Here is a 22908-nt window from a genome sequence, read left to right as displayed (position 1 = left end):
GTGCGCCGCAGGGCGTCCGTCCCGCCCGTCGGGGGCGGGAGTGCCCTACGGTCGTTGGGTTGAAGTGTGCGCAGGGTGAATCACAGGGGAGGGCCCGGATGACGAACCGCGAAGCCGCTGCAGGAGTTCGAGTCCGCATCACACGACCCTTCCATCCTCGGGGCTCTCGGTGCGCTCAGGATGACGACTTGAAGGGTCGATTGGCCAAAGCCGGGCTGGAGTACCTGGGCATGGTGGACCGAGCGGCCCCGCTGGTTCCACCACGTCTCGCCGCCTTCGCCAACTCCACAGCCGCGGAGGGGCATGAGTGGGCTGTGAGTGTGGAGAACGAAGCCCCGGATTTTGGTGAGCGGCTGAATCACGAGTGGTACATGCTGTGTGCGCAGCAGGGGCTGTTCGCTGTGGACGACCCTCAGTTCCTCCTGGCCGTGGCCGAGGGAACGGAAGCTTCCGGCGAGTCGTGGTGGGCGCGGGTGAGATTGCGGTCCGAGTGGGACTTCGGCGGGGCCGGGGCGGCTGCCATGGTGACGGGGCGCGGTCACGGTCATCCCGAGTTCGTCATGCTTTCCCTGGACGGCACCCTCGTGGTCAGAGGGTCGCAGGGGCAGGAGTGGACGGACATCGTCTGTCTGGAGAACCCCCACGAAGTCCCCGCGTTCAGGGAACTCGGTGCACAACTGACGGCGAGCGGATTGACCCCGGCGCGGACACGCGCTGCTCTGTCCCGCTGGCTCGAGGTCACCCGGCACTGACCCCGGCCGCCGAGACGCGGCGTCGGGCCCCTGCTGGGGGACGAGGAGACCCCCGCCCGCGTTTCGGCGGGCAGGGGCCGGGTGGTCAGAACGGTCCGGACGGGCCGGAGTTACGGCAGCGCGTGCACGTGGGCTCCCACCGCGCTCGACCAGCCGTTGCCCGCCGTCGCGTCCCAGTTGGTGGACCAGGTCATCGCGCCGCGCAGGGCGGGGTACGTCTTCGACGGCTTGAAGGAGCCGCAGTTGGTCGCCTTGGTGAGGCAGTCCAGGGCGGCGTTGACCACCGACGGGGAGACGTAGCCGCCGCCCGCCGCGCGGGTGGAGGCCGGGAGGCCCAGGCCGACCTGGGACGGGGCGAGGCCGCCCTCCAGCTGGATGCAGGCCAGGGCGGTGAGGAAGTCGACCGTGCCCTGCGAGTAGACCTTGCCGTCGCAGCCCAGCATCGAGCCGCTGTTGTAGTACTGCATGTTGACGACCGTGAGGATGTCCTTCACGTTCAGCGCGGTCTGGAAGTAGCCGCCCTGCGTCGACTGCATGTCGATGGTCTGCGGTGCCATCGTCAGGATCATGTCCGGGCCGGCCTTCGCCGACAGGGCGCGCAGGGCCTGGGTCATGTAGGTCGGGTTGAGACCGTTCTCCAGGTCGATGTCGACGCCGTCGAAGCCGTACTGCTGCATGAGGGAGTAGACGGAGTTGGCGAAGTTCGTCGCGGAGGCGGAGCTGTTCACCGAGACGGTGCCCTTCTCGCCGCCCACCGAGACGATGACCTTCTTGCCCGCCGCCTGCTTGGCCCGTACGTCGGCCTTGAACTGGTCGACCGTGTAGCCGCCGAGCCCGGCCGAGTCCAGGTTGAAGGTGACGGCGCCCGGCGTGGTGGTCGCGTCGGCGAAGGCCACCGCGATGATGTCGTACGCGGACGGCACGTCGGAGATCTTCTGGACCGTCGCCCCGTTGTTGAAGTTCTGCCAGTAGCCGGTCACCGCGTGCTTGGGCAGGTCGCCGCCGTCGCCGCCGTCGTCCGGCGCCGTGGTGCGGGCCGTGACCGCCGCCGACTTCGCCGACTCACCGGCCGCGTTCACCGCCGTGACCTGGAAGGAGTACGACGTCGACGCCGCGAGGCCGGTCACCGTCGCCGACGTGCCGGTCACCGCGGTCACCTTCGTGCCGTCGCGGTAGACGTTGTAGCCGGTGGCGCCCGACACGGTGTTCCAGGCGAGCGAGGCCGAACTCGGCGTGGTGCCGGAGACGCTCAGGCCGGCCGGGGCCGACGGGACCGTCGGGTCGGGGTTCCCGCCGTCGCCGCCGCCCCCGTCCGGGCCGAAGACGGAGAGGTCGTCGACGTAGTACGCCGACTGCCCGTACCAGCCGTGCGTGTACACCGTCACGGCGGTCGTCGAGGAGCCGGTGCTGAAGGTCGTTTTGAGCTGCTTCCAGGAGGCGGAGTCCGGCGTCCAGGTCGACACGTCGGTCGTACCGGTGCCCGTCACGCCCAGGTACGAGTAGCCGCCCTGCACCCACGCGCTCAGCGTGTACGTCGAGTTGGGCTTCACCGCGACGCTCTGCGAACAGCGCGCGTTGTCCTGCCCCGCCGGGGTGGCCTTCAGCGCGGCGGAGCCCGCGTGCGCCGGGGAGGCGACGGTGGTGCCGCTGTTCGCCGAACAGGTCCAGTTGCTCAGACCGGACTCGAAGCCGGCGTTCTTGGCGTTGTTGACGTCGGCGGCCGCCGCCGGGCCGACCGCGGTCACGGCGAGCGCCAGGGCGGCGGTGACGGCGCCCGTCAAGGAGCCGAGACGTCTTCCGCGCCGTCTGCGTACGGGGTCCACTGCTGCCTCCGGGGGGAGTGGGGCGGGGATGGGGACGGTGGCCACCGCTGACGTACAAGGTGGTCCAGACCAATTGAGAGTGTCAAGAGGTAGGTACGGACCAAGTGCGCGGACGGTTCACGACGGTCGGCTCGTCCTCGAAAATGCTCAACCTGCCCCGTTTTGGCGCACCTTGTACATCACGAGTTGTTCCACAGCTGCCGAAACGCTGTTCTCCGGTCACAGACGCGTGGATACAGTGCTCAGGTAGTCACGCAGTGAAGTCATCCGGGTGTGCCGGAGTAACTCCGGCGGACCGGCGGGCATGGGAGACGGGGAGCCGCGCGTGCCAACTGCCATTGCCGTGACCAGTGCCGACATGGCACTGCCGCCGCAGGACGAACGGACGCTGCCCGCAGCCGTGCTCCAGGACGTCGACCGGCGCCCGCTGGAGCAGGTGCTGGCCGAGCTCCAGACGCTGGTCGACCAGCACGGACACCTGATCGTGGTGTGCTCCCGGGCGGTCCCTGCAAGCGTGGAACGGCGGCTGCACACCGTCCGCGCCCTCCTGGAGACCGACCGCATCGCCCTGTTCCGGCCACCCCTGCCGCCGCTCGGCATCGCCGTGCTGGCCCGCCAGTTGCGCCAGCTCGCCTCCTGCGACCTCAGCCCCGGCGTCCTCGCCTCCGCGGGCCGCCTGCTTACCCACTACCTCCACGCCGGCGCCCTGCTCGGCTCCGTCGCCCGCCTCGACCACGTTCCCGTGACCCTGAAGGCGCACGCCAGGTCCTGGGTGCCCGGCAGCCAGTTCGGCGTCGTGGCCCACCCCGCGCCGCAGCTGGTGAAGGTCGGCTCCGAAGGCGCGCTGCACGGGCCCGAGTTCGGCACCTGGCTGCTGGTCGCCAAGGGGCAGCTCCCGTCCGACTGGGTCACCGGCACCCTCGCCCCGTCCTGGCGGGTGCAGGGACTGCGCGAGGCGGTACTGCCCGCGGAGTCCGCGCACTGGTGGGGGACGGGCCGGCTGACCGAGTTCTGCGCGTACCTCCCCGACCTCTCGGTCCTCTACCAACTGGTCACGTCCGTACGGCAGAGCGCCTGCCACTGGTGCGGCATCGACGTCATCGGCGACCGGTGCGTGTTCTGCTCCGCGACCCCGCCGGCGTACGACGACGGCAGCCGCGGCGGCGGCGACCGCGCCCTGGGGCACCGCCGCGACCCCGCTCTCGGCCACCGCCGTGAGAGACGGGCCCTGACTGGGTAGGTCGGTACCGCCCCGTCCGCCGGCCCCGGCCGCCGGTCCCGCTGCACGCCCCCCGCCCGGACACCCGCCACCCCCAATGAGGTTGCACGGCCCATGAACTCCCGTCAGCGCCGCGGCGTCATCCTGCTGATCCTGTCGGTCCTCTGCGCCCTCGGCGCGTTCGCCGGTGTGCTGTCCGTCATCGACGACGTGAAGTCCAAGGTCGGCCCCGAGGTCGCCGCGTACCGGCTCAAGGCCGACATCGAGCCGTACACGGAACTCGGCGCGACGCAGTTCGAGAAGATCGAGATGCCCGAGCGCTGGCTGTCCGAGAACGCCGTCACCGACCTGTCCCAGGTCCGCGGCAAGATAGCCGTGACCCGGCTGAAAGCGGGATCGCTGCTCCAGACCGACATGATCGTCGACACCCCCGCCCTGCGGCCCGGGCAGCAGGAGGTCGCCATCATGATCGACGCGGCGACCGGTGTCGCGGGCAAGATCACCCCGGGCGCCACCGTCAACGTGTACGCCACCTTCGAGGGGCCGCGCGAGGGCGACCCCGACCAGTCCAAGATCATCGTGACCAACGCCAGGGTCATCGACGTCGGCGAACTCACCTCGCTGGAGCCCGACGAGGACAGCCGCGACCGCGAACCCACCGACGCCGTCCCCATCACCTTCGCCCTGTCCACCATCGACGCCCAGCGCATCACCTACGCCGAGTCGTTCGCCCGGCGCGTCCGCCTCGCGCTCGTGGCCCCCGGCGGCGACACCACGGTCCCCGACAAGGACCGGACGTACGAACTCGCGAAGGACAAGTGAGAGCCGCATGGCCACGAGGATCCTCCCGGCAGTCGGCGACCCGGACGCCGTACGGTCCCTCACGACCCTGCTCAGCCAGCTCCCGGACGCCGAACCGGTCACCCCGGTCGCCGACTCCACCCAGCTCGTCGACACCCTCGCCCGCCTCGCGGCCGAGTCGGTGGACGAGCTGCCCGAAGTCGTGATCGTCCACGAGCGCATCGGCCCGGTCCCGGCCCTGGAACTCATCCGCGACGTCGCCCTGCGCTTCCCGGCCGCCGGCGTCATCCTCGTCACGTCCGACCCCGGCCCGGGCCTCTTCCAGGCCGCCATGGACCACGGCGCCCGCGGCCTGGTCGCCCTCCCGCTCGGCTACGAGGAACTCGCCAGCCGCGTCCAGGCCGTGGCCCAATGGTCGGTGGGCGTGCGCCGGCACCTCGGCAGCGCCGTCGACGTGTTCACCGGGACCGGCGGCACCGTCGTCACCGTCAGCGGCGCCAAGGGCGGCGTGGGCACCACCCTCACCGCCATCCAACTGGCCCTGGCCGCCCAGGCGTCCGGCCGCTCCACCGCCCTGCTCGACATGGACCTCCAGACCGGCGACGTCGCCTCCTACCTGGACGTCCAGTTCCGCCGCTCCGTGGCCGACCTGGCCGCCATCACCGATCTGTCCCCGCGCGTACTGGCCGACGCCGTCTTCCGCCACGACAGCGGCCTCGCCCTGCTGCTCGCCCCCGGCGAGGGCGAACGCGGCGAGGAGGTCACCGACCGCGCCGCCCGCCAGATCGTCGGTGCCCTGCGTTCCCGCTACGAGGTCGTCGTCGTCGACTGCGGCGCCCAGCTCGGCGGGGCCGGCGCGGCCGCCGTGGAGACGGCCGACACGGCGCTGCTGATCACCACCCCCGACGTGGTCGCCGTACGGGGCGCCAAGCGGGCGGTGCGGATGTGGGACCGGCTGCAGATCCGCAAGGCGGAGGAGACGACCGTCGTCGTCAACCGGCACACGCGGGGGACCGAGATCCAGCCCCCGCTGATCCAGAAGATCACCGGCACGGCGCTCGCCGCGACCACCGTCCCCGCGAACTTCAAGGAACTCCAGGGCGCGGTGGACGCCGGCCGGGTGCACGAACTGGACGGCAGGAGCACCGTGAAGCAGGCCCTGTGGGCCCTCGCGGGCGAACTGGGCCTGGCCGGCGTGCCGGAGGGGGGCCGCAAGGGCCACGGGCGCCTGCGGCCGGACCGGGGCGCGGCCGGCTTCCGACGCCGGAAGGAGAGCGCGGGGTGAGCGGGTCACGCGCCCGGCGACAGGTCCGGGACGGGGAGAGCGGCCAGGTCACCATCGAGTTCCTGGGCATGACCCCGGTGATCGTCGCGACGCTGGTCGTGCTGTGGCAGCTCGTGCTCGTGGGATACACGTACACCCTCGCGGGGAATGCTGCCGACGAGGCGGTACGGGCGGCGACGGCGGCCGAGCGCGGGGCGCGGGACGGCGCGTGCCGTCAGGCGGGCCTGGACAAACTGCCGGGCTCCTGGGAGGGAGGCGCCGAGGTGCACTGCGGCGGCGCGGGCGGCTACGTCACCGCCGACGTGCGCATCGAGGTCCCCGTCCTCTTCCCGGGCACCCTCAGCGTCCCCTTCACCGTGCACGGACACGCCGGGGCCGTGGAAGAGGAGGACGACTGAGATGCCGCACGCGCGCACGGGAGGCCGCGCCAGGGACCGCGGCCAGGTGGCCATCGAGTACCTCGGCTTCCTCCCGATCCTGGTCCTGGTCGGCATGGCCGTCGTCCAGCTCGGCCTGATCGCCTACACCGCCCAGCAGGCCGGCACCGCGGCCCGCGCGGGCGCGCGCAGCGCCTCGCTGGGGGAGAGCGCGGCGGGAGCCTGCGCGGCGGCCGTCAGCAGCTGGCTGGCGGACGGCACCGACTGCCCGCCGTCGGAAGGCGCCGACGAGGTGACGGTCACCGCCAGCGTCCACATCCCCACCATCGTCCCCGGCTGGGACTTCGGGGACGCCACCCGGACGGCCACCATGCCGCTGGACCACTGACCGAGGAGCCCGAGGACGCATGAGCCTGCGCGCACGCATCCACTCCCCCGAGGAGCACGGCAGCCGGGGCGAGGACGGCCACCTGGTCGCCTCCTACCGGGCCAAGCTCCTGGAGGAGATCGACCTCGCCGAGATGAGTTCCCTGGCGGCGGCCGAGCGCCGGGCCCGCCTGGAGCGGGTCCTCGGGCACATCATCAGCCGGGAGGGCCCCGTCCTGTCGACGGTGGAACGCGCCCAGCTGATCCGCCGGGTCGTCGACGAGGCCCTGGGCCTCGGCATCCTGGAGCCGCTCCTCGAAGACGCCTCGATCACGGAGATCATGGTCAACGGTCCCGAGGCGATCTTCGTGGAGCGGGCCGGCCGCGTCGAGCAGCTGCCGCTCCGCTTCGCCTCCCACGACCAGCTGATGCAGACCATCGAGCGCATCGTCTCGACGGTCAACCGCCGCGTGGACGAATCGAACCCGATGGTCGACGCCCGCCTCCCCTCCGGCGAGCGCGTCAACGTCATCATCCCGCCGCTCTCCCTCACCGGAGCGACGCTCACCATCCGCCGCTTCCCGCGCTCCTTCACCCTCCAGGAGCTGATCGGCCTCGGCTCGCTCGACGAGAACATGCTCTACCTGCTGGCCGGCCTGGTGCAGGCCCGCTTCAACATCATCGTCTCGGGCGCGACCGGCACCGGGAAGACGACCCTCCTCAACGCCCTCTCCGGTCTCATCCCGGAGTCGGACCGCATCATCACCATCGAGGACTCGGCCGAACTCCAGCTCCAGCAGGCGCACGTCATCCGCCTGGAGTCCCGCCCGCCGAACGTCGAGGGCCAGGGCCGCGTCACCATCCGCGACCTGGTCCGCAACTCGCTGCGCATGCGCCCCGACCGCATCGTCGTCGGCGAGGTGCGCGGCGGCGAGTCCCTGGACATGCTCCAGGCCATGTCCACGGGCCACGACGGCTCGCTGGCCACCGTGCACGCCAACAGCGCCGAGGACGCCCTGATGCGTTTGCAGACCCTGGCCTCGATGTCGGACGTGGAGATCCCCTTCGTCGCCCTGCACGACCAGATCAACAGCTCCGTCGACGTCATCATCCAGCTCACCCGCTTCGCCGACGGCGCCCGCCGCATCACCGAGATCGCCATGCTCGCCAGCCACGGCGGCGAGCCGTACCGGCTGGCCACGGTCGCCCGTTTCAACGCCCGCCCGATGACCGCCGACGGCCGCGTCGCCGGCGTGTACGAGTACCACGCCCTCCCGCGCCGCACCGCCGAGCGCCTCTACCTGGCGGGCCAGCCCGTCCCGCAGGCCTTCGGCGTGGCCCACACCCCGGACCAGCTCACCACCCGAGAAGCCAGGTAGGACCGCCCGATGGAACCGGAACTCGACACGCTCGTCACGCTCACCACCGGCGTCACGCTGCTGACCTGCGTCCTGGCGGTCGTCGGCCTGCACTCGTACGCTGCCGGGAAGGCGCAGCGGGCGGCCCTGGTCGACCGCCTCACCGCGGCCGGGCAGAGGCGTGCGAGCGGACGCCGGCGCCGTTTCCCCGCCCTGGACCGCAGGCTGCGCCGCACCGGGCTCGGCAGGAACCTGGAGCGGCGCCTGTCGGCGACCGGCCTGGACGTGACCCCCGGCGAGTTCTTCGCCTACATGGTGGCGACGGTCGCCGGCCTGTGGCTGATCGGCCAGGCCGCCCTGGCCCCCTTCTTCGGCCCGCTGGCCGGGCTGCTGGGCATCGGCGTCGCCCTCCAGTTCCTCAACTGGCAACGTCAGAAACGCATCGAGAAGTTCATCAACCAGCTCCCCGAACTCGCCCGCATCCTCGCCAACGCCACCCAGGCGGGCCTCGCCCTGCGCACCGCCATCGGCATGGCGGCGGAGGAGCTGGAGGCCCCGGCCGGCGAGGAACTGGCCAAGGTGGCCGACCAACTCGCCATCGGCGCCACCATGGACGACGCCCTCGGCGAACTCGCCGGCCGCCTCCCCTCCCGCGAGCTGGTGGTCCTGGTCACCACCCTCGTCCTGTCCAACCGCGCGGGCGGCCAGGTGGTCAGCGCGCTGCGCAACCTGACGGAGACCCTGGAGGAACGCAAGGAGACCCGGCGCGAGGTCCGCACCCAGCTCTCCCAGGTCACGATGACGTCGTACGCCGTCCCCGTCCTGGGCATCGGCTCGTTGCTCCTCATGAACGGGGTCAAGGACGGCGCCCTGGAACGCATGACGGGCTCCTCGGCCGGCCAGGCAGCGGTGATCACCGCCTTCGCGCTGTACGCCGTCGGCTTCGTCCTCATCCGCCGCCTGTCCCGCATCGACGTCTGAGAGGAGGTGAGCGACGACATGGGAATCCCGCTCCCCGGCCTGCTCCTGGCCCTCCTCATGGGCCTGGGCGTCTGGGGCGTCTTCGCCGGCATCCGCATGTACCGGGCGGACGCCAAGCTCCCCGACGACCTCGCCCTCGCCCTGGAGGTCGGCGCCACCCGCACCGGCGCGGCACACTCCCTCATCGACCGCATGGGCATGCGCTACGCCCCCGCCGTACTGCGCCTCATGGGCCCGGCCCTGGTCGCCCGCTACCGCCGCCGGATCGACCTGGCCGGCAACCCCGGCGGCCTCACCATCGACCGCTACGCCGCCCGCCGCGCGGTCTACGGCTTCCTGGGCGCCCTCGGTTTCCTGGTCTTCGTCCTCCGGGGCCAGTACCTGGTGGCCCTCCTCCTGCTGGCCTTCGGCGCGTTCTGGACGGAGGTGGGCATCTGGTCGGCGATCCGCATCCGCCGGGACGTCATCGAGCGCACGCTCCCCGACTTCCTGGACGTCCTGGCGGTCGTCGTCAGCGCGGGCCTGGGTTTCCGCCAGGCGCTGGACCGGGTGTCGACGCGCTACGAGGGCCCCTGGGCCGACGAACTGCGCATCACACTGCGCCAGATGGACCTCGGCATGAGCCGCCGAGAAGCCTTCACCGAGCTGCGCCGACGCAACGACTCCGAGCAGGTGGCGATGTTCGTGACGGCACTCCAGCAGGGCGAGGAACTGGGCGCCCCGATCGTCGACACCCTGGTCTCCCTCGCCAAGGACATGCGCCGCACCGACGCCCAGAACGCCCGCCGCAAGGCCGCGCGCGCCGTCCCCAAGGCCACGCTCATGATCACGACCTTCATGGTCCCGGCCACGATGATCCTCCTCGGCGCGGGCCTGATCCTGGGCTCGGGGACGGACTTCGGCACCATCACGGGCGAGTAGGGGAGGAGGAGCGGCGCCATGACGGTCCAGCGTCCAGGAGGGGAGGAACACGTACGCAACCAAAGTGCGACTGCACACGCACCGTCCACGTCAACTGGCACGGGAGTAACGCCCAGTAGGGCTACTTTCGCGCGAATCCTTTCGCACTTGCAACCAACTGTGGGACAGTCGAGGCCTGGTATTCCCGCCGGGCCGAGGTCCCGACCGAGCGCTGGGGAGGTGGAGATCACGAACGCCGCGACATCCGGCACGACCAGCCGCCGCCCGATCCCCACCGCCCACCCGCACGTTCCGCACGAGGAACGCGGCTTCGCCCACCCTGGAGGGGAACACCATGACCAACTGGCTTCACACCGCCGCCGCCCACCTGCACACCCACACCGCCCACCGCGACGACAAGGGCCAGACGGCCGTGGAGTACCTGGGCATCATCGCGGTGGTGGTGGCGATCGTGCTGGCGATCACGGGGACGGACATCGGGCAGACGATTTACGACGCCATCGTGGACAAGGTCGACGAGGTCATCAACGGTTGATGTGCCGCCTTGGGCGCGGCGACGCAGGGCAGGCCTTTCCCATCTACATCACAGTGGTGGGAGGTCTGCTCTTTCTTGCGCTCGCCTACTTCGCAGTCGGCCAGGCCTCGGCAAATCGGAACGGGGCTCAGACAGCCGCTGATGCTGCCGCTCTTGCGGCAGCGCAGGACGCGCGCGACCAACTGGCGGATATGTGGATCAATGACGTGCTCGATCCGACGAAGTGGGAACGCATCTTCGAAGGCGACGTAGCGGGGCTCGGGCCCTCGTGCTGGCGTGCCGAGCAATTCGCCTCCCGTAATGCCGCCCGTGTGCTGAGCTGCACCCCGGAAGGGTTGCTCGGCTTTACGGTGAAAGTGGAGGCGATCAGGCCGGTAGGGGACTCCATCGTGCCTGGCACAGAGAACAAGCGATCACAAGCTTCCGCAACTGCAGAGATCGAATCCCGGTGCACTTTCGTCCCGCCCACCGATGAGTCGAAGGATGGTGATCTGACGGAACTAGCGTGCGGGGCCGAGCATTGGGTGATCGATCCGGAGGAACCGGTTGATCTGCCGACGGCCGATGAACTGTTCGATGTCCATCTGGTCGACTGACAACCGAGCAATGAGGACGAGGAAAGCAGGGGGCATGATCATTCGGTTCACCACCAGGGCTCGCAAGGGGATGGTTGCAGTGGGTGTCGCTGCTGGCCTCGCCTTGAGTGCGGTCGGTTGCAGCGGGGACGGGGAGGGAGAGGGAAAGGCGGAAACCTCGACATCCGCAACTAATGACACTGGCTCTGATCCGAGCACTCAAGAGGGTTCGGAGGAAGCAATGGCAGAGGTCAAGGGCGAGGAAGGGCTCATGCTCAAGATCACATCTGCCACGAGAGACGCCGGAGGATTCGTCACCGTCAATGGTGAGCTGAAGAATGACGGCGACGAACCGGTGCGGGTATCCGTACGTACAGCGGGCGACGAGACAGAAATTATCCGGCATGGTTCCTCCTTGGGCGGAGCAACCCTCGTTGATGCCGCGAAGAAGAAGCGCTACTACGTGCTGCGTGACACGGACGGTCGCCCCCTAACCACCACCAATTTGCCCAGGATCAAACCGGGTGCATCTGTTCCTGTCTTCATGCAGTTCCCGTCACCTCCTGAGGACACCACAAAGGTCAACTTTCAACTACCGACCTTCACCAGCGCGACCATCTCGATCTCCGGGTGAGGGCAACATGACCCCGAAACCCCGTCTGCTGGCCGCCGTCACCCTCGTGCTCGCCACAACCCTCTACGGCACCACCACGGCCCACGCCGAAGACGACCCCAACGACCCCCCGGGCACCGAACCCTCCGCCTCCGCCCCCGTGGAGGTCGACCCCAACGACCCCGACCTCAAGCTCCCGGACGGCGCCACGCTCGCCCAGGCCAAGGTCCTGGACATCAAGTCGGTCGTGGAAGAGCAGAGCGGCGACGAACGCCGCGAGGACACCAACACCAGCGTGACGCTCGCGCTCCAGGCCGAGGTGCTGTTCGGCAAAGACAGCGCGAAACTGGGCGCCGAGGCGAAGTCCCGCATCAGGGGCATCGCCGACGAGATCAGGACCCAGAACGCCACCCGCGTCCGCGTCTTCGGCTTCACCGACGACCTCGGCTCCTCCGCCCACGGCGACGTACTCTCCAAGCGGCGCGCCAACGCCGTGCACGACGTGCTGTCCCAGTCCCTCAACGACGCCGGCATCACCTACGAGGTCCGCGGCTACGGCGAGCAGTACCCCATCGCGGACAACGCGACGGAGGCCGGCCGCAAGAAGAACCGCAGGGTCGAGGTCTCCTTCCCCCGCACGGAGCCCTGACGCACCATGAGCAGACACACGCGCACACGCACGGGCACACGCACGCGCCCAGGCCCGAGCCCCGCCCGCACGGCGCTGACAGCCCTAGCGGTGCTGACGGCCGTCGCGACGGCGGCGTGCAGCAACGCGCCGGAGTCCGACGGGAAGCCCGCTCCCCGGAACCGCCCCACGACGTCCCGCCCCGCCCCCGAGCCCCCCGCCCCGTCGGCAGCGGACGGCAGCGACATCAACGCCTGCGCCGACGGCGACTGCGAGATCACGGTGACCGAGCCGGTGACCATCCCCTTCCAGGGACCGGCTGACGGCAGCCGGGCAACGTTGTCGGTGACGGCGGTAGGCCCGGACGAGATCGAGTACGAGGTGAAGTCGGGCCACAACCGGTCCCAGGGCAGCGCGAGCGGCCCGGGCCAGGGCTGCCTCACCTACCTGCGCGAGACCGGCAGCGGCAATTCCTGCGGCCCCCTCGACGCCACCCGCCCGAGCCCGCAGCCCGACGCGGTGGTGATCCAGGCGACGACGGCCACGAACGGCACGGCCCTCCTGCGCATCGTCTCGCCCTGAGGCACCCGCCCGCTCACAGCGTCGCGGCGGACGTCACCGGCGACCGGCCCCACCGTCCGGCACCTCCTCCTCCTCCTCCTCCTCGATCTCCACCCGCGCCCCCACCCGCACCCCCCACTCACCCATCGCCCCCGCCTCGGCCTCCAGCACGTGCCGCGCCCGCAGCCGGGGCAGCCCCAGCCGACCCGGCCGCATGGTGCGCACGGCGACGACCGTGAGCCTCCGATCCAGGTAGGCCACGTCGATGGGCATCCGCATCCGAAAGGTGTGCACGCTGTTGGCGGGCGTCAGCAGCATCGCCCCCTCGACGGAGTCACGCCCCAAGAGCCCCCTGGAACGCGCACGATACGAAGCAGCGATCTCCAACGGGACGCGAAGCCCCGCCGCCCCGCCCCGCCCCTCCACGACCAAGACACCCACCCCGTCCCGCCGACGCCTCCGCCGCCCCCACCCCATAGCGATCCCCTCACCCCGACCCGTCGGTCCAATCTTCCTGCCGAACGTATCCGGCCGGGGAACAGAATCGACACGCCTTCGGGGAACCACGCGTGGCACGGTTGCTCGTGCCGCGGACACGGCGCATGCGGGCCGCCCCTCTGGATAGCGTCAGTGTCGCCGAAGAAGCCTCGCCCCCCAGGAGCTGACCGTGAACCGCCACTTCACCCGCCTCGCAGCGCTCACACTGACCGCCGTTGCGGCCTTGACGCTGTTCGCGTGCGCAGGCGACGACAGCTCCGGCAAGGGGGAGGACAAGACCGCGGGGGCGGACACCGGCAGCTCCAGCCCATCGGCGTCATCGACTGCGTCGGCGTCGGCGGATCCCGGCCGCCCGAAGATCGAACTGCCCTCCGACCTCTCGTACACCTTCGACTGGCCCAGAACCCGGGACAAGGACAAGAACGCCGTCCTAGCCGACGGACAACAGTCCATCAAGGCCGTGGACCTGGCCATCGTCAATCAGGACCCGCTCGACAAGGCGTACCTCTTCTACTACGAGGGTGAAGCCGCAGCCGGCACGGAGGAGTTCATCCAGGCGTATGTCAAAGAGAACGCACGAGTGACGGGCGCGTACCGCTTCTACGACGTGGTGGTCAACATGCGCAGCAAAAGCGAAGCCTCACTTGTCTATTGCGAGGACCAGAGCAAAGCCTACGACATGTATCTGAAGCCGAAGAAGGTCCACAAGACGCCCGTGACCAGGAACAGCTACGTGCTGTACAACACTCAGTTGCGCAAGAATGACAAGGGTGTCTGGGTTGTGCAGGAGATTCACTCCCAGAGGGGCAGCGACAGGTGCCAGCCCTGACCGTGTGCGGTCCCGAATCTCTCCTCTGGTGTACCTCTGCCCCGGTGGATAGCGTTGCTTCGCTGAAGAGAACCCTCGTCCCACTCTGGAGCCGACCGTGAATCGCCGCCGACCCACCCTCATCACAGCGCTCACGCTGACCGCCGTCGCGGCCTTGACGCTGTCCGCGTGTGGAGGCGACGACAGCTCCGGCAAGGGGGAGGGCACGATCGCGGGGGCGGACACCGGGAGTTCAACCCCGTCCGCGTCACCGACAGATACGGCTTCGGCGCAGCCTGATAGGCCGAAGATCGCCCTGCCGGATGACGTGACGTACACATTCGAGTGGGCCAAAACCGGTGATCCGGACAAGGATGCAGTACTGCGTGATGCCGAACAGCGCATCAAGGCTGTGGACATGGCCATCGCGGAGCAGGATCCGCTGCACGCGGCCTATCGGTACTACTCTGAGGGCGAAGCGGCCGCCGACAGCGAGAAGTACATTCAGGAATTCGTAGATCACAAAGCTCGTACGACGGGCCTGACTCGCTACTACAGTGAAAGTGTCAACCTCAACGATGACGGTACCGCGGCACTTGTGTACTGCGAGGATCAGAGCAAGTCGTTCAACAAGTTCCTCAAGACGGGGAAAACGGACGTCACGCCGGTGACAGATGACAGCTACGTTGTCTACGCCGGTACGCTTCGGAAGAACGGCAACGGCGTCTGGGTGACGGAGCGGCTGTCTTCGGAGCGAGGGAGTGCGAAGTGCCGTCCATGAGTCGCTGAACGAGTTGCCTCCTGCCTGTCGGAGTTGCGGTGATCCGGGCGACGACGGGCGCGAACGGTACGGCCCTTCTGCACATCGTCTCGCCCTGAGGCACCCGCCAGCTCGGAGCGTCGCGGCGGACATCACCGACGACCGGCCGACCGACACGGCTTCGGGGAACCACGCGTGGCAGGGTTGCTCGTGCCGCAGCTGCAGCGCATGCGGGGCGATCGGCTTCACATGGTGCCGCTCGGCCCCGCTGGATAGCGTCAGCGTTGCCGAAGAGATGCCTCGCCCCTCAGGAGCTGACCGTGAACCGCCACTTGACCCGTCTCGCAGCGCTCACACTGACCGCTGCGGCGGCCTTGACGCTGTCCGCGTGCGCAGGCGACGACAGCTCCGGCAAGGCGGAGACCGAAAGCGTGGGAGCGGACGCGGGCGACGACGCGGCGAAGGCGCCGACTCCGTCCGCTTCCTCCACTGTGGCGGCAGGCCGGCCGCACATTGAGCTTCCGGCGGACCTGAAGCTGACCTTCGAGGGTGTTACTACTGGGGACCCCGTGAAGGACGCCGTACTCGTCGACAACGCGGAGCGGATGCGTGCCGTCGATGCCGCAATCGCCGGAACGGACCCTGAGGGTAAGGCGATCCGCTTCTACAACACGGGCAGGGCCTTGGAAGCAGCCGTGTCGTGGATCGGCCAGTTCGAGAAGGCCGACGCCACTGTGACCGGGCGGGTTCGCTACTTCGACCGGAAGGTGACGCTCAAGAGTCCGACCTCGGCTGTCCTGACGTTCTGCGCGGACGAGAGCAAGGGTTTCAGTAAGGACAAGAAGACCGGCAAGGTCGCCAAGACGCCCGTCACCGAGAACAGCTTCGTCTACTACAACACCAGGCTCGACAAGAACGCCGACGGTGTCTGGCAGACATCCCAGATCGTCTCTAAGAGAGGGCTGGCCCAATGCCAGCCGTAGCCCGGGGCGCCCGGGTGTTCGACGGCGGTTCGTGTCCGCCGAAAGTCTCGCGGTCGACTACTCCTGCGGGTGTCAACGTGCGCTCCGGGTCTGAGCCTTCGGCCGACGGATCCCGGTGAGTGTCCGGGTCGTCTCGTAGACACAGCATGATCACGAGGTCAGCTCTGGTGTCCCTCCACCCCGATGGATAGCGTTGCTTCGCTCAAGAGAAGTCTCGTCCCCCCAGGAGCTGACCGTGAATCGCCGCCGACCCACCCTCATCACAGCGCTCACGCTGACCGCCGTCGCGGCCCTGACGCTGTCCGCGTGCGGAAGCGACGACAGTTCCGGTGACAACGACAAGATCACGGGGGCGGACACGAGCAGTGCCTCACCGTCGGTCTCGCCGACCGTTTCCGAGTCACCGGAGGCCGCCAGGCCGAAGATCGAGTTGCCCGCCGACCTTTCCTACAAGTTCGAGTGGCCCAAGACGGGGGACAAGGACAAGGACGCGGTCCTTGCGGACGGCGAGCAGTCCATCAAGGCGGTGGACCTCGCGATCGTGAACCAGGATGCCCTCGACCAGGCGTACCTCTACTACTACGAGGGAGAGGCAGCCGCCGGCACGCAGAAGTTCATTCAGAACTACGTGGACCAGAAGGCTGGGATCACGGGAAGTTACCGCTTCTACGCCCCCGAAGTGACGGTCGACGAGGACGGCACCGCTTCGTTCACGTACTGCGAAGACCAGGGCAAGGCGTACGTGAAGTACCTCGAGACCGGCAAGGTACGGAAAACCGAGGTCTCTGCAAAGAGCTACGTCATTTATCACACGTCACTGAAGAAGAACGGTGAGGGCGTGTGGGAGATCCAGAAGATCGCCTCGCAGAGTGGGAGTGACCGGTGCCAGCCCTGACTCGTGCGAAGAAGGCGGTGCAGGTCACGCTCATGGTGAGCGGATGTCTGTCACTTCTCGTCCTGCCCGGGGCGGCACACGCCGACGACATTCTGGACGGCAATACGGAGAACACGGCCACGGAGCAGCGCGCCGACGCCGGCGGCGACGGCACCGTTTCGGTCACCGTGGGCGGTGTCGTCTTCGACCGTTCCAAGAACGGGAGTGGCGCATCGGTCGGCCCGGTGACCTCGTCCACCTCGTGGTCGCCGCCGGCGTGTTGGTACGCCCCGAAGTTCTCACCCAAGGAGTTGCAGGATTACCTGGAGCCGATCTGGGAGGCCGAGTCCACGGGGTATCAGTGGGATGCCGAGCAGCGGGAGAAGTACAACGCGAAGGATGAGAAGAAGGGCTTCAACAAGGACAAGACCGGCGAGGGGTACTGGTGGGGCTCGTACGTGAACAAGAGCTACCCGCCGGGCTGGGACAAGTGTGACACGGACTACTTCTGGGTGGACCTGGGCGACCCGCCGCCGGCGGACAAGGAGAACGCCGTCACCCCGGAGGTCCTCGCCGAGCTCGCCTACGCGGAGATCCGCGTCCCGGGCACGAAGGTGACGCTGGCGCCCGCCGGGGCGACCAAAGTGAACCTGCCGACGTGGGCGTGGCTGGACGGCGCCGAGTTCAAGCCGGTCTCGGTCACCGCGTCCGTGCGGGAAATCGGCATCAAGGCGACGGCCACGGCGGAACCGGTCTCGCTGCAGATCGAGTCGGGCACTCCCGATGCCGAGACGTACCCCGCATCGGGGGCGTGCGAGATCCATGACGGCCGTATCGGTGAGCCGTACGCGAAGGGAAAGGCGGACGAGACACCGCCGTGCGGCGTCAAGTACCTGCGTTCGTCGGGGGACGGGTCCTACCAGCTCAAAGCCACGGTGACTTGGAAGATCCACTGGACGGGCACCGGTGTGGCCGGCGAGCGGCGGCTGCCCGACGGTGACTTCGGCGGGGAGCAAGACGTCGTCGTCCAGGAGATCCAGGCCGTCAACCGCTGAGCAGTTCCGCCAGTCTCCAGGGCGGCGGCGGCCACCAGGGCGCCACGAAAAGCGGACCTTGTCGTTCCTCTCATCGGTGCAGTGGACCGGTGAGAGGGGACGGGCAGGTGGCGGAGCGGCTCGCCGTTGACGGGGACGAACTCGGGCGGTTCATGAAGTCGCTGAAGACGTCGTCGAGTTCGCTCAAGGGCGTGCGGAAGGCGCTGTCGGACGCGACGATCGTCGGTCTCGGCACGGACGAGCTCGACTCGGCGTGCGAGGCGTTCCAGGAGGACTGGAAGTACGGCTCCGAGGAGATCGGGAAGCAAACAGAGGACCTCGCCGACATCATCGGCAAGAGCAAGGACGGCTACCTCGAGGTCGACAAGGCACCCGAAGCGGCGCTGCGGCAGTCCCGTGAGGCCAAGGGCGGCGGACAGTGACCGTCACGACCGGCCACGACCAGTACGGCGCCGCCCTCGACCCGCAGTCGCGCGCCGACCTGGGAAAGCCGCAGGGACTCAAGTCCGCGCCGCCTATCCCCAACCCGTCGTATCCCCACCTCGGCTTCAACCCGGTGCCGGGGGACACGGAGACCGTGCGCGGGCTGGAGAAGAAGCTCAGCGGATGCGCGAAGGTGCTCCAGGAGGCGTACGACCTCGTCACCAAGCTGCTCGACGGCAGTTACTGGAAGGGGGACGCCGCGGTCGCGTTCCGCGAGCAACTGGACGGCGGGCCGCTGTCGCTCAACCTGAAGAACGCGGCGCACTCGGTCCGCAAGGCGGCCAGGCAGCTGGACCGCTGGGAGGGCGAACTCGACGACTTCCAGCGGCGGGCCGGGAAGCTGGAGGGCGACGCGAAGGACGCGCAGGCCGCGGTGGAGCGCGCGCAGGGGCGTGCGGACACGGCGGGCCGTGCTCCCGGCCTGAAGCAGGAAGGGGCCGAGGGGGACGCCGCGCAGAAGGCGCTCACGCGCGCGAACGGTGACCTCGTCGACGCGCAGGCCGAGCTGAAGGAGATCATCGGCAAGGCGAAGCGGCTGGCCGAGGAGCATGAGGAGAAGGCCGGCTACCGGGCGCGGAAGATCCGCGACGCCACGAAGAAGCTGGTGCCGCATGAGCCCGGGTGGTTCGACGAGGTCCTCGACTGGCTGGGCGACAACCTGCCGGACATCCTCAGTTTCGTGGCGGGGCTGGTCGGCGTGGTGGCGCTTCTCTTCGCCGGGCCTCTGGGGCTGGCGACAGTGGCGGCGTTGATGCTGGTGGCTTCCGGGCTGAGTGCCACGGCCCTTGGGCTGCGCCTCAACGACCCAGAGGTGCGAGCGTCCCTCGTGGACGGCATCACCAAGGGCGAACTCGACGCGGATTTCTGGAGCAACGCCGTCTCAGTGGGCGCGGACTTCATGGGGGTGCTGCCTGGGCTAGGCGCTGTGGCGAAGGGGGGAATCGAAGCTACAGATGCCATTCAAACGGGTGCAAGATCGCTGGATGTCTGGCAGAAACTGGGAACCTACGGCTCGAAGACCCTCGATGAGGCTGGGCACATCGCTAGTCTGGACAACCAGCTTGTTGCGCGAGCCGTGCGCGGTTTCAGTAATCCGGATAAGGCTGCGAAGATTGTGTCGGCGGCATCAGGTTTCACTGGGATTGCCACCGGAGGTTTCGGCCTCTACAACAAGGCTGTGGATGCCGACGACGACGGCATCAAGGACGGTGCTGTGGCCGGGATCGACGGCTCCCGTCTCATCATTGACAACGGTGGATTGATCGCTCTCGTTCGCCACGTATTCTGACTTCGTTCGGAGGGAGTATCAAGTTGCATCCTGCGAATAATGCGACGGCCTGGGACCACCGCTCGACGCGATGGGCTTGGGTGGCGCATGTGGTCTTGATCGTCACCGGGCTGGTCGGATGGATCGCAGCGTGGGTTGTGTTGTTGCAGGTGTCGCTCTGGACGCCCAACTGGGTCGTGTGGGTGTTCATGCCGTACTTCATCTACGGTCCGTACCGAGCGGTGGTCCAGCTCAAATACTTTCCGGCCGCCTTTTTGATGTTGCGAATTCTGCGCGCATACCCGTGGAGGGTTGTGCGGGATGCTCCGCGAGGGTTGACCAGACGCCCAGAAATCGTGAGCAAGCAGTATGGCTGGTTCGAATTTCCCAATCCGTCCTGCCCCGAGCAGTGGCTAGCACTTGTCTTTCCCAGTCACCTGCGCAGACGATGGTGGTCCCGTCGCATGTCTCCTCTTGCCAGGAGAAGCCTGAAGGCAGAGATTGAAACCATCTGGTTCGCGGGCGACCCCCGGTTCATCGGGATCATTTCCGCGCCACCCCGGTGGGGAGCAGTTCCCCGTCGGTTGCGCGTCGTTGAGCAGCGAACCGACGCGCGTAGTGGTGCACGCTTCGCCGACTGGGGAGCCACGCCGGACGACATTGAGCGTGGGCAGCGCGCTGGCGTCTACCCCGCCAATCCGTAGATGCTGAGAAGAGACTCACCTTGAGGCCTGCTGTACTTACCGCACACGACTCCCTCCAGGACCCTCACGCAGAGTTGTGGTTTGTTGAACCGGCAGGCTTCACCGCCTTGCCCCTGGAAGTCCTGCTTGCGACACCCGAAACGCCAGAGGCCGATCGATTGCGCGCGGCTGCTAAACCCCTGCTCACGGCGGCCCCGAGCGAGCTGGTCCGGCAGGAGTGCATGGCGCTCCTGACATCGGGTCAGCGCATGTTAGGAGCGCTGCGTGAATGCGGCACGGTTCACTGTGCGGTCGGTTTGCACCGTGATGATGTCGGGAGCAGCGTCCGGCCCCTGCTCTCCCTCTTCACCATCTCCTGGCAGGAGACGAACGTCGCTCCGCGTGGTGTGACGGCGGCCCGTGCTGTCACCGCGGCCGGGGGGCACACGCGCATCGCCTTCGAGGAGGTGCCCTGCGGCCCGGTCGTCCTCAGTGAGACGACGGTGCGCTGCGCCGCGGAGAGCGGGCTCCCTCAGCACCCCGTCCTCCAAGTCCACGCCCACCTCCCTCACCCCGACTGCAGGCGGCTGGCCGTGTTCACCATCAGCGCCGTCTCGGGCGCCCGGCGGGAGGAGTACCGGGCGGTGTTGAGAGGGATCGTCGGGACCGTTCGTTTCGAGGACCCGCTGGGGGCGGCGTCGTAATGGTGTTGAACGGGGGCCCGGCCGACGATAGGAAGGCACCATGACAGGACTCGGCGCCGTATTCCGCCCCCAGCTCGCCCCCGAGCGGCTCCGTGCCGTGGCTCGGGCCGCCGAAGAGGCGGGGCTCGAGGAGCTGTGGCTGTGGGAGGACTGCTTCCGCGAGGGTGGGATCTCCACGGCCGCCGCCGCTCTCGCGTGGACCGAGCGGGTGCGGGTCGGGGTCGGGCTGTTGCCCGTGCCGTTGCGCAACGTGGCCGTCACCGCGATGGAGGCCGCCACGCTGCACCGGATGTTCCCCGGCCGGGCGATCCTCGGCGTGGGGCACGGGGTTCAGGACTGGATGGGTCAGGTGGGGGCGCGGGTCGAGTCACCGGTCACGCTGCTGCGGGAGCATCTCCTCGCGCTGCGGTCGCTGCTGAGGGGGGAGCGGGTGACCGTGGAGGGGCGCTACGTGCGGCTCGACGACGTCGCGCTGGTCCCCGGAGCAGGCCGCCGAGGTGTTCGCCGGCGCCACCGGGCCCCGTTCGCTGCGGCTGGCCGGTGAGGCCGCCGACGGGACCGTCCTCACCGCGAACACGCCGCCCGACGGGGTGCGAAGGGCCCGGCGGCTGATCGACGAGGGACGCGCGGCGGCGGGGCGGACGGGTGACCCGCACCGGGTCGTCGTGTACCTCCTCACCGCCACCGGTCCCGGCGCCCACGAGCGGCTGCGGGCCGAACTGGTCGCCGAAGGCGTCGCGGACGTGCCGGAGCTCGGGGTCGCCGGGGACGCGGAGGCCGTGGCCGACGTCGTGCGGCGGCTGGCCGGGGCCGGGGCCGACACCGTGATTCTCCAGCCGACCGGCGACGAGCCCGATCCGGAGGGGTTCGTGCGGTTCGCCGCCGAGCAGGTCCGGCCCCTGGTGGTGGCCTAGCCATGTCCGACTCCCGTTCTTTCGACGATCTCGTGGCCGAAGGCGCCTCCGTACCCACCGAGGGCTGGGACTTCTCCTGGTTCCAGGGGCGGGCCACCGAGGCGCGGCCGTCCTGGGGATACGCGCGGTCCATGGCGGGGCGGCTGACCGCGGCCACCGCGGTACTGGACGTGCAGACCGGGGGCGGGGAGGTGCTGGACTTCGCCCTCGACGCCGCCGGACCGGACCGGGCCCCGCTCGTCGTCGCCACCGAGGGCTGGGCGCCCAACGTCGTGGAGGCCACCCGGCTGCTGCGCCCGCGCGGTGTCCCGGTGGTCGCCTCGGCCGACGACGCGCGCCTTCCCTTCGCGGACGGCGCCTTCGACCTGGTGGTGAGCCGGCATCCCGTCGAGCCGCACTGGGAGGACGTCGCCCGGGTGCTCGCGCCCGGCGGTACCTACTTCGCCCAGCACGTCGGGCCTGCCAGTGTCTTCGAGCTCGTCGAGTACTTCCTCGGGCCGCTGCCCGAGACCACTCGTCGGCAACGTGATCCCGAGCGGGAGCGCGCCGACGCCGAGGCGGCGGGCTTGGAGGTCGTGGAGCTGCGGGCGGAGCGGCTCCGGATGGAGTTCCTCGACGTCGGTGCCGTCGTCCACTTCCTGCGCAAGGTCGTGTGGATGGTCCCCGGGTTCACCGTCGAGGCGTACCGCGACCGGTTGCGCGACCTGCACGAGCACATCCGGGCCAACGGGCCCTTCGTCGCCCACAGCTCCCGTCATCTCTTCGACGCGCGCAAACCGTAGAGCGCGAGCCGTAGGGCGCAAGCCGTGCAGCGCACGCCGTCACACCCATACACCCATACACCCATACACCCATACGGTGGCCGCGACCGCGACCGCGGCTACGACCGGCCTGCTCGGACGGGCGCATTTTGGCCAGGAACCGTCGCCGTCCGCGTCCGCGGAAGGCGCGGGTGCCCGTTCCCGTACAAGGAACCCCGGTCGTCGTCGGCGTGAGCCGACGTCAGGGGAGGGTGAGGCGAGGACAGGTCGTTCCGGGGCTGCGTGCCGTCCGGAGGGTGGATCTTCCGGGCGTAATGGGCGCA

General features: G+C 69.1%; 26 protein-coding genes and 1 pseudogene. 25 read left to right on the top strand and 2 right to left on the bottom strand.

The annotated features are described in order from the left end of the window. Positions 1-188 precede the first annotated feature (188 nt). A complete protein-coding gene (locus ACIBCJ_RS19915; protein WP_362104520.1) occupies positions 189-752 on the top strand; it encodes a hypothetical protein in 564 nt (187 codons plus the stop codon). A gap of 110 nt (positions 753-862) precedes the next feature. Here the strand turns inward: ACIBCJ_RS19915 and ACIBCJ_RS19910 are convergent, their stop codons facing one another. Continuing rightward, entirely contained in the window at positions 863-2575 is a 1713-nt protein-coding gene (locus tag ACIBCJ_RS19910; RefSeq protein ID WP_365980065.1) for a glycoside hydrolase family 18 protein, read from the bottom strand. Positions 2576-2879: 304 nt separating this feature from the next. On the opposite strand from ACIBCJ_RS19910, the gene ACIBCJ_RS19905 reads away from it, so the two are divergent. From ACIBCJ_RS19905 to ACIBCJ_RS19845, 13 genes are all read left to right on the top strand, one after another. Continuing rightward, positions 2880-3815: a hypothetical protein gene (locus ACIBCJ_RS19905; RefSeq protein ID WP_365980064.1), complete on the top strand. Its 936-nt coding sequence runs from the start codon at positions 2880-2882 to the stop codon at positions 3813-3815. A 93-nt stretch (positions 3816-3908) separates the two neighbouring features. After that, the gene (cpaB, locus tag ACIBCJ_RS19900; RefSeq protein ID WP_362506537.1) at positions 3909-4616 is read left to right on the top strand and encodes a Flp pilus assembly protein CpaB; all 708 of its coding nucleotides are present in this window, start codon (positions 3909-3911) and stop codon (positions 4614-4616) included. A 7-nt stretch (positions 4617-4623) separates the two neighbouring features. After that, positions 4624-5880, top strand: a complete 1257-nt coding sequence (locus ACIBCJ_RS19895; protein WP_365980063.1) for an AAA family ATPase — start codon at positions 4624-4626, stop codon at positions 5878-5880. Next, entirely contained in the window at positions 5877-6278 is a 402-nt protein-coding gene (locus tag ACIBCJ_RS19890) for a TadE/TadG family type IV pilus assembly protein (protein WP_362104530.1), read from the top strand. Before ACIBCJ_RS19895 ends, ACIBCJ_RS19890 begins: the two co-directional genes overlap by 4 nt. Position 6279: 1 nt before the next feature. Next, positions 6280-6645, top strand: coding sequence for a TadE/TadG family type IV pilus assembly protein (locus tag ACIBCJ_RS19885; protein WP_362104532.1), 366 nt, complete (start codon positions 6280-6282; stop codon positions 6643-6645). 19 nt (positions 6646-6664) lie between these two features. Then, positions 6665-8002 carry a CpaF family protein gene (locus ACIBCJ_RS19880; RefSeq protein ID WP_362104534.1) on the top strand — a complete coding sequence of 446 codons (1338 nt, stop codon included), beginning with the start codon at positions 6665-6667 and terminating at the stop codon, positions 8000-8002. 9 nt (positions 8003-8011) lie between these two features. Next, the gene (locus ACIBCJ_RS19875; RefSeq protein WP_365980062.1) at positions 8012-8962 is read left to right on the top strand and encodes a type II secretion system F family protein; all 951 of its coding nucleotides are present in this window, start codon (positions 8012-8014) and stop codon (positions 8960-8962) included. Positions 8963-8980: 18 nt separating this feature from the next. Then, complete coding sequence (locus ACIBCJ_RS19870; protein ID WP_362506528.1) at positions 8981-9883, top strand: DUF5936 domain-containing protein; 903 nt, start codon at positions 8981-8983, stop codon at positions 9881-9883. A 334-nt stretch (positions 9884-10217) separates the two neighbouring features. Further along, positions 10218-10418 (top strand): hypothetical protein, encoded by a 201-nt coding sequence (locus tag ACIBCJ_RS19865; RefSeq protein WP_365980061.1) that lies wholly within the window; start codon positions 10218-10220, stop codon positions 10416-10418. Beyond that, complete coding sequence (locus ACIBCJ_RS19860; RefSeq protein WP_365980060.1) at positions 10418-11014, top strand: pilus assembly protein TadG-related protein; 597 nt, start codon at positions 10418-10420, stop codon at positions 11012-11014. The genes ACIBCJ_RS19865 and ACIBCJ_RS19860 overlap by 1 nt, the downstream gene beginning before the upstream one ends. 34 nt (positions 11015-11048) lie before the next feature. Next, entirely contained in the window at positions 11049-11627 is a 579-nt protein-coding gene (locus ACIBCJ_RS19855) for a hypothetical protein (RefSeq protein WP_365980059.1), read from the top strand. A 7-nt stretch (positions 11628-11634) separates the two neighbouring features. After that, the gene (locus tag ACIBCJ_RS19850) at positions 11635-12255 is read left to right on the top strand and encodes an OmpA family protein (RefSeq protein ID WP_365980058.1); all 621 of its coding nucleotides are present in this window, start codon (positions 11635-11637) and stop codon (positions 12253-12255) included. A 90-nt stretch (positions 12256-12345) separates the two neighbouring features. Next, on the top strand, positions 12346-12816 hold the full coding sequence (locus tag ACIBCJ_RS19845) for a hypothetical protein (protein ID WP_365980057.1): 471 nt from the start codon (positions 12346-12348) through the stop codon (positions 12814-12816). 33 nt (positions 12817-12849) lie between these two features. Here the strand turns inward: ACIBCJ_RS19845 and ACIBCJ_RS19840 are convergent, their stop codons facing one another. Further along, positions 12850-13272, bottom strand: a complete 423-nt coding sequence (locus tag ACIBCJ_RS19840) for a DUF192 domain-containing protein (RefSeq protein WP_365980056.1) — start codon at positions 13270-13272, stop codon at positions 12850-12852. Between the two features lie 190 nt (positions 13273-13462). Between ACIBCJ_RS19840 and ACIBCJ_RS19835 the strand changes: the two genes are divergently transcribed. The 11 genes and pseudogenes from ACIBCJ_RS19835 to ACIBCJ_RS19785 all read left to right on the top strand — a co-directional run bounded on the left by ACIBCJ_RS19835 (position 13463) and on the right by ACIBCJ_RS19785 (position 22606). Then, positions 13463-14122: a hypothetical protein gene (locus tag ACIBCJ_RS19835; protein ID WP_365980055.1), complete on the top strand. Its 660-nt coding sequence runs from the start codon at positions 13463-13465 to the stop codon at positions 14120-14122. 97 nt (positions 14123-14219) lie between these two features. After that, positions 14220-14882 carry a hypothetical protein gene (locus ACIBCJ_RS19830; protein ID WP_365980054.1) on the top strand — a complete coding sequence of 221 codons (663 nt, stop codon included), beginning with the start codon at positions 14220-14222 and terminating at the stop codon, positions 14880-14882. Positions 14883-15181: 299 nt separating this feature from the next. After that, the gene (locus ACIBCJ_RS19825) at positions 15182-15844 is read left to right on the top strand and encodes a hypothetical protein (RefSeq protein WP_365980053.1); all 663 of its coding nucleotides are present in this window, start codon (positions 15182-15184) and stop codon (positions 15842-15844) included. Positions 15845-16079: 235 nt separating this feature from the next. Beyond that, positions 16080-16739 carry a hypothetical protein gene (locus tag ACIBCJ_RS19820; protein WP_365980052.1) on the top strand — a complete coding sequence of 220 codons (660 nt, stop codon included), beginning with the start codon at positions 16080-16082 and terminating at the stop codon, positions 16737-16739. Next, entirely contained in the window at positions 16727-17773 is a 1047-nt protein-coding gene (locus ACIBCJ_RS19815) for a hypothetical protein (protein WP_399282860.1), read from the top strand. The genes ACIBCJ_RS19820 and ACIBCJ_RS19815 overlap by 13 nt, the downstream gene beginning before the upstream one ends. Before the next feature lie 89 nt (positions 17774-17862). Next, complete coding sequence (locus tag ACIBCJ_RS19810; protein WP_365980051.1) at positions 17863-18195, top strand: hypothetical protein; 333 nt, start codon at positions 17863-17865, stop codon at positions 18193-18195. After that, entirely contained in the window at positions 18192-19544 is a 1353-nt protein-coding gene (locus ACIBCJ_RS19805; protein WP_365980050.1) for a hypothetical protein, read from the top strand. The genes ACIBCJ_RS19810 and ACIBCJ_RS19805 overlap by 4 nt, the downstream gene beginning before the upstream one ends. Before the next feature lie 80 nt (positions 19545-19624). Beyond that, positions 19625-20227: a hypothetical protein gene (locus ACIBCJ_RS19800; RefSeq protein WP_365980049.1), complete on the top strand. Its 603-nt coding sequence runs from the start codon at positions 19625-19627 to the stop codon at positions 20225-20227. 296 nt (positions 20228-20523) lie between these two features. Then, on the top strand, positions 20524-20910 hold the full coding sequence (locus ACIBCJ_RS19795) for a hypothetical protein (RefSeq protein WP_365980048.1): 387 nt from the start codon (positions 20524-20526) through the stop codon (positions 20908-20910). Between the two features lie 133 nt (positions 20911-21043). Beyond that, positions 21044-21824: pseudogene (locus ACIBCJ_RS19790) on the top strand (LLM class flavin-dependent oxidoreductase). A gap of 2 nt (positions 21825-21826) precedes the next feature. Further along, the gene (locus ACIBCJ_RS19785) at positions 21827-22606 is read left to right on the top strand and encodes a class I SAM-dependent methyltransferase (RefSeq protein ID WP_365980047.1); all 780 of its coding nucleotides are present in this window, start codon (positions 21827-21829) and stop codon (positions 22604-22606) included. Positions 22607-22908: the final 302 nt, after the last annotated feature.

The organism is Streptomyces sp. NPDC051136 (genome assembly GCF_044455745.1).
Taxonomy (GTDB): domain Bacteria; phylum Actinomycetota; class Actinomycetes; order Streptomycetales; family Streptomycetaceae; genus Streptomyces.
The sequence above is the reverse complement of the archived record's forward strand: the minus strand, read 5'-3'. Positions and strand labels throughout refer to the sequence as shown.